The sequence below is a fragment of the Streptococcus ilei genome, from assembly GCF_000479335.1.
Classification (GTDB): domain Bacteria; phylum Bacillota; class Bacilli; order Lactobacillales; family Streptococcaceae; genus Streptococcus; species Streptococcus ilei.
Genome location: NC_022584.1, coordinates 414184 through 425969, shown reverse-complemented (window position 1 = coordinate 425969; position 11786 = coordinate 414184). Strand labels below are relative to the sequence as shown.

At 42.9% G+C, this 11786-nt stretch carries 9 protein-coding genes and 3 tRNA genes; 2 read left to right on the top strand and 10 right to left on the bottom strand.

What is annotated here, in order from left to right; all coding sequences use genetic code 11:
* Positions 1 to 43 precede the first annotated feature (43 nt).
* Entirely contained in the window at positions 44 to 1030 is a 987-nt protein-coding gene (locus N596_RS02145; protein WP_006596417.1) for an L-lactate dehydrogenase, read from the top strand.
* A gap of 144 nt (positions 1031 to 1174) precedes the next feature.
* Here the strand turns inward: N596_RS02145 and N596_RS02140 are convergent.
* The 10 genes from N596_RS02140 to parE all read right to left on the bottom strand — a co-directional run bounded on the left by N596_RS02140 (position 1175) and on the right by parE (position 10775).
* Positions 1175 to 1246, bottom strand: a tRNA-Arg gene (locus tag N596_RS02140).
* 76 nt (positions 1247 to 1322) lie between these two features.
* Complete coding sequence (gene rpsA / locus N596_RS02135) at positions 1323 to 2522, bottom strand: 30S ribosomal protein S1 (RefSeq protein ID WP_006596419.1); 1200 nt, start codon at positions 2520 to 2522, stop codon at positions 1323 to 1325.
* Positions 2523 to 2689: 167 nt separating this feature from the next.
* Positions 2690 to 2761, bottom strand: a tRNA-Gln gene (locus N596_RS02130).
* A gap of 9 nt (positions 2762 to 2770) precedes the next feature.
* Positions 2771 to 2851 (bottom strand) — tRNA-Tyr (locus N596_RS02125).
* 52 nt (positions 2852 to 2903) lie between these two features.
* Positions 2904 to 3134, bottom strand: coding sequence for a DUF2969 domain-containing protein (locus tag N596_RS02120; RefSeq protein ID WP_023023146.1), 231 nt, complete (start codon positions 3132 to 3134; stop codon positions 2904 to 2906).
* 305 nt (positions 3135 to 3439) lie between these two features.
* Positions 3440 to 4465, bottom strand: a complete 1026-nt coding sequence (locus tag N596_RS02115) for a branched-chain amino acid aminotransferase (protein WP_023026777.1) — start codon at positions 4463 to 4465, stop codon at positions 3440 to 3442.
* A gap of 172 nt (positions 4466 to 4637) precedes the next feature.
* Entirely contained in the window at positions 4638 to 7091 is a 2454-nt protein-coding gene (parC, locus tag N596_RS02110; protein WP_042361402.1) for a DNA topoisomerase IV subunit A, read from the bottom strand.
* A gap of 335 nt (positions 7092 to 7426) precedes the next feature.
* Positions 7427 to 8245 carry an aminoglycoside 6-adenylyltransferase gene (locus N596_RS02105; protein WP_023023140.1) on the bottom strand — a complete coding sequence of 273 codons (819 nt, stop codon included), beginning with the start codon at positions 8243 to 8245 and terminating at the stop codon, positions 7427 to 7429.
* Between the two features lie 122 nt (positions 8246 to 8367).
* On the bottom strand, positions 8368 to 8772 hold the full coding sequence (locus N596_RS02100) for a YkvA family protein (RefSeq protein ID WP_023023138.1): 405 nt from the start codon (positions 8770 to 8772) through the stop codon (positions 8368 to 8370).
* 53 nt (positions 8773 to 8825) lie between these two features.
* Positions 8826 to 10775 carry a DNA topoisomerase IV subunit B gene (gene parE, locus N596_RS02095; protein ID WP_023023136.1) on the bottom strand — a complete coding sequence of 650 codons (1950 nt, stop codon included), beginning with the start codon at positions 10773 to 10775 and terminating at the stop codon, positions 8826 to 8828.
* 188 nt (positions 10776 to 10963) lie between these two features.
* Between parE and plsY the strand changes: the two genes are divergently transcribed.
* Entirely contained in the window at positions 10964 to 11608 is a 645-nt protein-coding gene (gene plsY, locus N596_RS02090; RefSeq protein ID WP_023023133.1) for a glycerol-3-phosphate 1-O-acyltransferase PlsY, read from the top strand.
* The last annotated feature ends 178 nt before the right edge of the window (positions 11609 to 11786 follow it).

Sequence of the window (11786 nt, the reverse complement as noted above, 5' to 3'; positions counted from 1 at the left end):
CGAATGGGGAAACCCAAAAAAATAGAAGGAGACGTTTAGAATAATGACTTTAACTAAACAACATAAAAAAGTTATCCTTGTCGGTGACGGCGCTGTAGGTTCATCTTACGCTTTTGCACTTGTTACTCAAGGTATCGCACAAGAATTAGGTATCATCGAAATCCCTCAATTGTTTGAAAAAGCGGTTGGTGATGCTGAAGACCTTAGCCACGCTCTTGCCTTCACTTCTCCTAAGAAAATTTATGCTGCTAAGTACGAAGACTGTGCGGATGCTGACCTCGTTGTTATTACTGCAGGTGCTCCTCAAAAACCAGGTGAAACTCGTCTTGACCTCGTCGGAAAAAACCTTGCTATCAATAAATCAATCGTTGAGCAAGTTGTTGCTTCAGGATTTAACGGTATCTTCCTTGTAGCTGCAAACCCAGTTGACGTCTTGACATACTCTACTTGGAAATTCTCAGGTTTCCCTAAAGAACGCGTTATCGGGTCTGGTACTTCTCTTGACTCAGCTCGTTTCCGTCAAGCTCTTGCTGAAACCATTGGTGTTGATGCACGTTCAGTCCACGCCTACATCATGGGTGAACACGGTGACTCAGAATTCGCTGTTTGGTCACATGCTAACGTTGCCGGTGTAAAATTGGAACAATGGTTGCAAGCAAACCGTGACTTGAATGAAGCTGACCTTGTAGATCTCTTCATCTCTGTACGTGATGCTGCTTACTCAATCATCAACAAGAAAGGGGCTACTTACTACGGTATCGCCGTTGCCCTTGCTCGTATCACTCGTGCCATCCTTGATGACGAGAATGCCGTACTTCCACTTTCAGTCTTCCAAGAAGGCCAATACGGAGTCGAAAACGTCTTTATCGGTCAACCAGCTATCGTTGGTGCCCACGGTATCGTTCGTCCAGTAAATATTCCATTGAACGACGCTGAAACACAAAAAATGCAAGCATCTGCAAAAGAATTGCAAGCTATTATTGATGAAGCATGGAAGAATCCAGAATTCCAAGCAGCTTCTAAAAACTAAGCAAATAATCAAACACCATGTCTAGGACATGGTGTTTTTTTATCTTATAAACATTAAAAAGGAGACCCGAAGGCCTGCTCCTACTTTTTAAATTCCTTCTTGCCTAGAAACAAAAAAGAGAGCCTCTCAGCTCTCCTATCGCCATCCACCCTGAGAGAATCGAACTCCCATCTCAAGAACCGGAATCTTACGTGATATCCATTACACTAAGGGTGGCAACTATGATAGTATATCAAAAAATCGATCATTTTACAAGTGAAAAAAGCTTGCCTAAGCAAGCTTTTTAGTATGATTACAATTCAATGTCACCAAACAAGTCAGCCATTGAGAATCCAGTTTGAGTTTCTGGAAGTTCAAAGTCACGTTTTTCTTGTTTTGGACGACGTGGACGTTGTTGACGTTTTTCTTGTTTTTCGCCTTCTTCTTGAGCTGGACGTTCTTCAAGAGCTTTGATAGAAAGTGATACACGTTCATCAGCAGCATTTACTTCAAGAACTTTAACAGTTACTTCTTGTCCAACTTTAAGCACATCTTTTGGATTTTCAACACGTTTGTGTGAAATTTGTGAAATGTGAACAAGTCCATCGATACCTGGCAATACTTCAACAAATGCACCGAAGTCAGTCAAACGTTTAACAGTACCTTCGATGACATCACCAGCAGCCAATTTTTGTTCTACGCCATCCCATGGTCCAGGTGTTGTAGCTTTCAATGAAAGTGATACGCGACCTTCTTCTTCGTTCAAGTCAAGAACTTTCACTTCGATTTCTTCACCAACAGTTACGACTGATTTAGGTGAAACGTTGCGTTCGTGTGACAATTCAGTCAAGTGAACCAATCCATCAACACCACCAAGGTCGATGAAAGCACCGAAGCTAGTGATACGAGCAACTTTACCAGTTACAACATCACCAACGTTCAATTTACCGAATACTTCAGCGCGAGCTGCAGCTGATGCAGCTTCAACAACTTCACGACGAGAAAGGATGAAGCGGTTTTCTTTTGCGTCAACTTCTTTGATTTTAGCATCAAATTCTTGACCTACGAAACGTTCAGTGTTACGTACAAAACGAGTATCAAGCATTGAAGCTGGAATAAATCCACGAAGTCCTTCAAATTCTACTGAAAGTCCGCCCTTAACAGCGCGAGTACCTTTAACAGTAACAACTTCTTCTTCACGTCCGACCAATTTGTCCCATGCTTTGCGAGCTTCCAAACGTTTTTTAGATACAAGGTAAGTTACTGTATCAGTATCTTTACCAACTACTTGACGAAGAACAAGCAATTCAAGTGTTTCACCTGGTTTAACCAAGTCATTGATGTCAGCATCACGATCGTTTGTCAATTCGCGAAGAGTCAAGACACCTTCGACACCAGTTCCAGAGATTGCAACGTTAGCTTGTGTAGCGTCAACTGTCAAAACTTCAGCAGTAACAACATCACCTGGCTCAACTTGGCTAACACTGTTTAGCAAATCTTCAAATTCATTCATCTAAAAAATCCTCCAACAATCAAGTTTTCTAAACTTGACATACTTATAATTATTTTTCCTAAGCAAGCACTCGCAACGAAATCAAAATGATCTACAACGACTTCTTCATATAAAGAAATAAAATACCTGAGTAGATATTTTACCACCTTATCTGATATTACCTAGAACTGGGGTAGCTGGATTCGAACCAACGCATGAGGGAGTCAAAGTCCCTTGCCTTACCGCTTGGCTATACCCCAAAAGTGAAATGGAGAGAGAGGGATTCGAACCCCCGAACCCGAAGGAGCGGATTTACAGTCCGCCGCGTTTAGCCTCTTCGCTATCTCTCCAAGCAAATCAACAGACACAATTATACCATTGATTAAATGAAAATGCAACCCCTTATTTGTTCAAATTATAATTTTCGATGGCACTTTCCACTGCTTTTTCAAGGGATTTAAAAAGACTATCTACGGATCCGTTTTTCACAAGAGCAAACTGAGCACCCATATCAGCAATCTCAGCAATAGCCTTTTTTCCAATCGTTAATTGGTAGCCATCAAAGGTTTCCTTACCTACAAGCACTTTACTATCTGCAATTTGAATTTCGATTTTTTTATCTTTCTTACTCATTCTTCCACCTCATTTCAACCCCTTTATTTTACAAAATTTTTCACATGCTTGCAAGCCGAAAATGTTTAATGATTAAATTATTTCATTTCGCAGCTATTTGCTTCTGGCAAAAAAAGAGAGAGTGGGACAGAAATAGGTAATTCGTTAGAATTCGATTTCGTCGTCCAACCTCCGCACAGTTGAGAAGGGCTGTAAAAGCTGATGGAATCAGCGTAGTAGAGCCCACTCAACCACTGAGTCTTGCTCGACAATCAAAAGACAATTGAGAGGCTAGGACTTTTGTCCCAGCCTCTCTCATACTTGGTTTATTCAGTTACCTTGAAAATCCATCCTTCTGGTGCTTCAATATCACCAAACTGGATGCCTGTTAATTCATCATAAAGCTTCCGGGTAATTGGTCCTACTTCTGTTTCTGAATAGAAGACATGGAAGTCATCTCCGTGTTGAACTCCACCAATTGGAGAAATGACCGCTGCTGTTCCACAAGCACCTGCTTCAACAAAGCGGTCGAGATGATCAATTGGCACATCCCCTTCGATTGGTGTCAAACCAAGACGATGCTCAGCTAGGTAGAGCAAGGAATATTTGGTAATTGATGGCAAGATCGAAGGACTCAGTGGAGTGACAAACTCATTATCAGCTGTAATTCCAAAGAAGTTTGCTGACCCTACTTCTTCAATCTTGGTGTGGGTCGCTGGATCCAAGTAAATCACATCAGAGAAGTTCCGAGACTTAGCTAATTTACCAGGTAGGAGGCTAGCGGCATAGTTTCCACCAACTTTCGCTGCACCTGTCCCATGAGGTGCTGCCCGGTCGTACTCATCTTGAATCAGGAAGTTGGTTGGGACCAAGCCACCTTTGAAGTAGTTTCCTACTGGCATAGCAAAGATGGTAAAGATGTATTCCTCTGCTGGTTTCACACCGATAATATCTCCAACCCCAATCAACAAGGGGCGAAGATAGAGAGTTCCACCAGTCCCATACGGTGGGACATATTCTTCGTTGGCACGCACTACTGCTTTACAAGCTTCCACAAACATATCCGTTGGAACTTGAGGCATCAAAAGACGATCAGCCGTCCGTTGTAAGCGTTTAGCGTTTTCATCCGGACGGAATAATTGAATACTGCCATCCTTTGTCCGATAAGCCTTCAATCCTTCAAAGGCTTGCTGTCCATAGTGCAAACTTGGAGAAGATTCTGAAATATGAAGAGTGGAATCTTCAGATAACTCTCCCTTCTCCCAGGCTCCATTTCGGTAATAAGAAATGTATCGATAGGGTAATTTCATATAAGAAAATCCAAGATTTTCCCAATCAAGTGATACTGTCATATTTATTTTCCTTCTTCCATTCAAGACTTGCTAAATAGCAAGAGCCACCTTTGAAGATGACTTATTCATGTACTCTATTTTACACCATTCCATGAGAATTTCAAGTGGAGTTTGCAATTTTCTGAAAATTTATCAATCAAGAAAGCCAGCTACAAAAGAGCTGACTTTTATCTTATTTAATTCTAGCAGTAAAGACTTCTTGATCAGAAATTTGATCATTGACAAAAGAACCATTGCTAGTTCGTTCTGACAAGCTGAGTTGAGTAACATCCACTTCTGTCACCTGACCTGTTGTCGAGGTAATCTGAAGAATTTGATCTTGCTCTCCCACTTCTTCTTGGCTAGTAAAGAGATCAAAATCGCCCTGGTCAGTGAAGACTGGACCTGCCTTAAAGACGCGGTGTGGTTTAGACTTCAGTTCACGCAGGACCTGTAGGCCACGTTTGGCACGGCTGGTCACAGGAATATCATCTTGTGACATTCGTTTGAGGCTGCCTCGCTGGGTCAGGATATACATGCTTGGTGTCGTTGACTTAAAGACGGCCATAACTTGATCCCCGTCTTTGAGGTTAATGGCTTTAACACCTGCTGCTTTGGCCCCTACCACTGGAACCTCTTCAATATTGAATCGGAGGCCATAACCATTCTTAGTAATGATCATGATGTCCTCGAGGACCACTGGTGCAACCGCTACGATACGGTCCTCTTGGTCCTTCAGTTTAGCGTACTTAGTTGATTTAGAACGATAGGTCCGCCATGGGCTCAATTCCTTGCGTTCAAAACGCTTGATTTGGCCTTGTTGGGTAGCTGCGAAGTAGGTCACGCCCTCAAACTGATCCACAATCTCTGCAAAAATAATTTCTTCTTCCTGCTCGAAATTGGTCAAGGTCTGACTGAGGTGTTCTCCGATATCCTTCCACTTGGTATCTGCCAATTCATGAACAGGTCGATAAATGGCATTTCCTAAATTGGTAAAGAGCAAGAGATGCTGGGTAGTCTTAGCAGGCTCTACAAAAATCAATTCATCGTCGTCTCGCTTACCGACTTCTTCCACTGTAGATGCATTGAAAGAACGAGGAGAGGTTCGTTTGATATAACCAGCACGGGTCACGCTGACGAATGTCTCCTCTTCGACAATCAGACTAGCAGTATCAATCTCGATCGTCTTAGCGGTGTCTTGCAACTCACTGCGACGCGGATTGCCAAAGAGTTTCTTAACTTCACGCAATTCCTTCTTCATGAGATTGAACATGGTCCGTTCATCCCCAATGATGGCTGCCAAGGTCGCAATTTGCTCCTTGAGGTTAGCATGCTCTTCTTCCAAGGTTACGATATCCGTATTGGTCAAGCGGTACAATTGCAAGGTAACAATGGCTTCTGCTTGTTCTTCGGTAAAATCGTAGCTGATCTTGAGGTTTTCCTTGGCATCTGCCTTGTTATCAGAAGCACGGATCAAAGCGATGACTTCATCAAGGATAGAAATGACGCGGATCAAGCCCTCTACGATGTGGAGGCGTCGTTCCGCCTTTTCCTTGTCAAAGCGAGAGCGAGCGACAATGATATCCCGACGGTGAGCAATGTAGCTAGACAAAATCGGCACAATTCCCACTTGACGTGGGGTATAGTTGTCAATGGCCACCATATTGAAGTTGTAGTTAACCTGCAAATCTGTGTACTTAAACAAGTAGTTCAAGATCAAGTCTGCATTGGCATCTTTCTTCAACTCAATGGCAATGCGAAGACCATCCCGGTCAGACTCATCCCGAACCTCGGCAATACCGGCCACCTTATTGTTGACACGGACATCGTCAATTTTCTTAACCAAGACAGCCTTGTTGATCTCATAAGGAATCTCGGTAACGATAATTTGTTGCTTGCCGCCTTTGAGTTGCTCAATCTCTGTCTTAGAGCGAACAACCACCCGTCCCTTACCTGTTTCATAGGCTTTCTTGATCTCATCCCGCCCTTGGATAATGGCACCAGTCGGAAAGTCAGGCCCAGGTAAAAACTCCATGAGCTTATCTACCTTAGCAGATGGATGGTCGATCATGTAGACCACAGCATCGATGACTTCAGCAAGGTTATGAGGCGGAATATCTGTCGCGTAACCAGCTGAAATCCCTGTAGCCCCATTGACCAAAAGGTTTGGAAAGGCTGCAGGCAAAACAGTTGGCTCTTTTTCTGTATCATCAAAGTTCCAGGCAAACGGAACTGTGTTCTTTTCGATATCTTGAAGGAGATAACCAGCAATTTCAGATAGACGGGCTTCAGTATAACGCATGGCAGCCGGTGGATCACCGTCCATTGAACCATTGTTACCGTGCATTTCGACAAGGATTTCACGGTTTTTCCAATCTTGAGACATGCGGACCATGGCATCATAGATGGAACTATCCCCGTGAGGGTGGAAATTCCCCATGATATTTCCGACAGACTTGGCAGATTTCCGGTAGCCCTTATCATGGGTATTCCCGTCCTTATTCATAGAATAAAGAATCCGCCGTTGAACAGGTTTCAAGCCATCCCGAATATCAGGAAGAGCCCGTTCTTGAATAATGTATTTGGAGTAACGACCAAAGCGCTCTCCCATGATGTCCTCCAGGGACATGATTTGAATATTACTCATATAAGATACAAAGGGACGTTTCGGCTTGCCGAAAATTTCTGTAGAAAAATAGGAAATCGATGCAGGGTTCCATGAACCCAAAGCGATTTATCTTTTTTCCTAGGAAATTAGTCCCGTGTTCAGTTACTACAAATAACTAAACGATCCTTTCTGTAGTTTTAAATACGTTGTTAAATGATTGAATCAAGAGCTTCACACACCTTTAGGGCGTGTTCAACTCCTTTCAAAGAATGTAGAGTATGTGTAATGATAAAAGAATGTAGGTCGTGTTCAGTTACTACAAATAACTAAACGGTCCTTTCTGTAGTTTAAGGTGTTTAAAATAGATGATTGAATCAATGATTCGACAGTTTCTCCTCGGCATAAGCCATCATCTTCTTAGCCTCTATGTGATTGTAGGCAAACCCCATCTTTTTTGCCAATTTTTGCGCTTCACAATTGAATAGCTTCATGGTAGAAAACAAAGACTGAGTGACCTTCTCTAAACTAGATAAATCAAGCAGATTAGAGAACTCCTTCTCTTGCTCCGCTGGTAGATATTGAAAGAGATACTTGTAGTTCTTTCCGATGTCTACGGTACCCCGAGCACTTGCTACCTGCCAAGCCAAGACCTTCAAAAGTTCTTGCTGGCAAATGCTATAGAGGTGGTCAGCCGCATAGACCATTTGATTTCTTCGAATGCCCTTGACGACATAAGTCGATACCCACCAAAATTCATTGCAGGATGCTGCAAATTCCTCTTCGGAGGGCGGAGCAGTCCAGTATCGCTTCGGATTAGGTAGATAAGCTTCAAACAAGCCTTTGTCGTCTTTTAAGACTTTGAAACCTGCCTCGCTGTCCACCCACTCTTGGATGTGTTCCTTGGGACAGAGTGTCAAATCGATGCGGTTGCCATCTTCAAAGAGCATAAGATAAAGGTATCGATGACCAAGTAAATTGTGCTGTTCAATCAGACGGTTACCAAACCGGTTTAGCCAAGATAAATCTGAAATCAGCTCTTCCAGATTCTCAACTATATAGACCACGTCATAATCTTGAAACTCATCTTTTTGGGTCTGTGGATTGATCCGCGATCCGGATAAAGCCACTGCTTCCGCTTTCAAGTTATCAGCTATCTGCAAAATCAGAGTCATAATTTCTGTATCAGTTCTCATTTTAATACCTTTTTATAGTTGAACCTACATTTTAAATTAAAAATCTATTTAGATTATTTTTATGATTGTATTTTTTAGAAACTTAGACAGCTGAATAAAGTGAATTATAATCTCCACTCTTATCACTTGTCATTTGATTGACGCCATTCTTTATAGGACTCTATGTCTTTTTTTACCATAGACAAACAAAACGAAACAACTGCCATGTCATCTACATATCCAACACCTGGAATAAAGTCAGGAATAAGATCAATTGGAGACGCAAAATAAATAAGCGCACTAGTAACAGCTAAAATGGTTCCATAGGGGACAGAAGTATATTTTCCTTCTGCAAAATTTTTTACTAAAGATATCATGACTGGAATAATAGACAACTCCTTTCCAATCATTGGAATTTCTTCAATCTTTGTCTCTAACCCGCGCAAAAATTTATCTAATTTATCTTTATCATTTAATAAGGCTTTAGACCTTCCGTACCCACTCTCAAGAGCTTGCTTTACCTGCTCTTTATTCATACTATTTGCCATAGGATATTTCTCCACTAATTTATTAACAAATCAATTAAATAAAAATAGAATCTTTAAAACGCTGTCGTTTCTTCCAAGGTAAACTTAACGTTATCTTCGATCCATTGGCGGCGAGGTGCAGCCTTATCACCCATTAGGACCGAGACGCGGCGTTCTGCACGCGCTAAGTCATCAATGGTGACACGAATCAAGGTGCGGGTTTCTGGGTTCATGGTGGTTTCCCAAAGTTGGTCCGCATTCATCTCCCCCAACCCTTTGTAACGTTGGAGAGTTGCCCCACGGCCAAAGGTCCGACGCAGGTCTTCCAATTCACTATCTGTCCAAGCATAAGCCACTTCTTCTTTCTTGCCTTTGCCTTTAGACATCTTATAAAGAGGAGGCATGGCAATATAAACACGTCCTGCTTCAACCAAGGGACGCATATAGCGATAGAAGAAAGTGAGGAGCAAGGTCTGGATGTGTGCCCCATCCGTATCCGCATCGGTCATAATGATAATCTTGTCATAGTTGGCATCTTCGATTGTAAAGTCAGCCCCAACTCCAGCACCGATGGTATAGATCATGGTGTTGATTTCCTCGTTTTTGAGGATATCGCTCATATTGGCCTTCTCAGTATTGAGAACCTTCCCTCGAAGTGGAAGGATGGCTTGGAACTTACGGTCTCGACCTTGCTTGGCCGATCCACCGGCTGAGTCTCCTTCGACTAGATAGAGTTCATTCTTAGCAGCATTCTTGGACTGGGCCGGGGTCAATTTACCAGATAAGAGTCCCTTATCCTTCTTATTCTTCTTCCCATTACGACTCTCATCACGCGCCTTCCGAGCGGCTTCACGCGCATCCCGAGCCTTGATGGCCTTGCGAATCAGATTGGAAGCTAATTCCCCATTTTCCATGAGGAAGAAGGTCAACTTGTCAGCTACAATCCCATCAACAACTGGACGAGCCAAAGGACTTCCTAGTTTGTCCTTGGTTTGCCCTTCAAACTGCAAATGGGCTTCTGGAACCAAGATCGAAAGAACAGCGGAAAGGCCTTCACGATAGTCTGATCCCTCTAGGTTCTTGTCTTTTTCTTTGAGGAGACCTGTCTTTCTTGCATAGTCGTTCATGGCCTTGGTAATGGCTGTCTTAAGACCGGTCTCGTGGGTTCCCCCATCCTTAGTGCGGACATTATTAACAAAGGACAAGATGTTGTCAGAATAGCCATCATTGTATTGGAGAGCGACTTCTACTTGGAAGCCTTCTGATTCTCCATTAAAGTAAAGAACCGGCGTCAAGGTTTCCTTATCTTCATTTAAGTACTCAACGAAATCCTGAACCCCATTCTCGTAATGGAAGGCCACATAGTTGTCTTCTTCCTTACGTAGGTCTGTCAGCGTCAGCGTTACGTCTTTAAGCAAGAAGGCTGATTCTTTGATCCGTTCTGCAATGGTATTAAACTTGAAATCCGTCGTTGAGAAAATAGTTGGATCCGGCATGAAAGTAACCTTAGTCCCAGTCTTCGACTTAGGGGCCGTTCCTATCTTCTCAAGAGTGGTAACAGGCTTACCGCCATCTTCAAAGCGTTGTTTGTAGACCGCTCCATCACGAGTGATCTCAACCTCAAGCCAGCTAGAGAGGGCATTCACGACGGAAGACCCCACCCCGTGGAGACCACCAGAGGTCTTATAGCCACCTTGACCAAACTTCCCTCCAGCGTGGAGAACCGTAAAGATAACCTCAACGGTTGGTTTGCCCATCGCATGCATCCCTGTCGGCATCCCCCGACCTTGGTCAGCTACAGATAGAGACCCGTCCTTATTAATGGTAACGTCAATTTGAGAACCAAAACCTGATAGAGCTTCATCGACGGCATTGTCGACAATTTCCCAGACCAAATGGTGGAGACCATTTCCATCTGTCGATCCGATATACATCCCTGGACGTTTACGAACCGCATCCAACCCTTCTAGTACCTGAATGGCATCGTCATTGTAATTATTAATGTTGATTTCCTTTTTAGACACAAGGAACCTCCTGTTTGTTCATCTTTTCTATATTACAGCTTTTTAGGAAATTTTGCAAAATTTTTCTTTCTTCCCTCCCTTTCAGTAGCCCATTTAAGTGCGATTAGCTTTAACCGACTATCCGATGTGACAATTATGGACGAAATTTTCTTTTTCATTCAAAGCAATTTTGATATAATGAAATTATGATGAAAACAATTCTTTTACTCGTATTAGCCTACTTATTAGGCTCTATCCCTTCTGGTTTGTGGATTGGGAAAGCCTTCTTTAACATCAATCTACGGGAACACGGTTCTGGAAATACAGGGACCACCAATACCTTCCGCATTTTAGGGACGAAGGCAGGTCTGGTCGTCTTTGCTGTTGATTTCCTCAAGGGAACCTTGGCTGTTTTATTGCCGACCATTTTTGGGGTTTCAGGAATTTCTCCTATGATCTTTGGTCTTTTAGCGGTCCTTGGGCACACCTTCCCGATTTTTGCAGGCTTTAAAGGAGGCAAGGCAGTAGCAACCAGTGCAGGGGTCCTCATCGGCTTCTCCCCTCTCTTTCTATTTATCTTAGCTATTTATTTCTTTACTAGCCTCTATTTGACAAGTATGATTTCCTTTTCAAGTGTGACGGTCGCTATTCTGGCCAGTATCGGAGTCCTCATCCTCCCACTGACTGGTTGGATTCTCCCAAGCTACGATCTGATTTTCACCATCGTCGTCCTCGCACTGGCGACCTTGATAATCATCCGCCACAAGGACAACATCAAACGAATCCTTAACAAGAATGAAAACATCGTCACTTGGGGCAAAAACATCACCCATCAAAAACAAAAAGGGGAGTAGGACAGAACGAATTTTGAATAAAAATCGTTCGTTGGCCCACCCCCGCAAGGCTGATTAGGTCATCTTTGGAGCTTAAAAGGCGAACAAAGATGCCAATCAGCTACTGCGTCTTGCAGTTATAACTATCATATATAAGAGACTGGACACTTTATGCCCAGCCTCTTTTTTATGTTCAATA

Coding starts and splice junctions, on each gene's coding strand:
- N596_RS02145 (WP_006596417.1), top strand. CDS start 44: ATGACTTTAACTAAACAACATAAAAAAGTTATCCTTGTCGGTGACGGC.
- rpsA (WP_006596419.1), bottom strand. CDS start 2,522: ATGAATGAATTTGAAGATTTGCTAAACAGTGTTAGCCAAGTTGAGCCA.
- N596_RS02120 (WP_023023146.1), bottom strand. CDS start 3,134: ATGAGTAAGAAAGATAAAAAAATCGAAATTCAAATTGCAGATAGTAAA.
- N596_RS02115 (WP_023026777.1), bottom strand. CDS start 4,465: ATGACAGTATCACTTGATTGGGAAAATCTTGGATTTTCTTATATGAAA.
- parC (WP_042361402.1), bottom strand. CDS start 7,091: ATGAGTAATATTCAAATCATGTCCCTGGAGGACATCATGGGAGAGCGC.
- N596_RS02105 (WP_023023140.1), bottom strand. CDS start 8,245: ATGAGAACTGATACAGAAATTATGACTCTGATTTTGCAGATAGCTGAT.
- N596_RS02100 (WP_023023138.1), bottom strand. CDS start 8,772: ATGGCAAATAGTATGAATAAAGAGCAGGTAAAGCAAGCTCTTGAGAGT.
- plsY (WP_023023133.1), top strand. CDS start 10,964: ATGAAAACAATTCTTTTACTCGTATTAGCCTACTTATTAGGCTCTATC.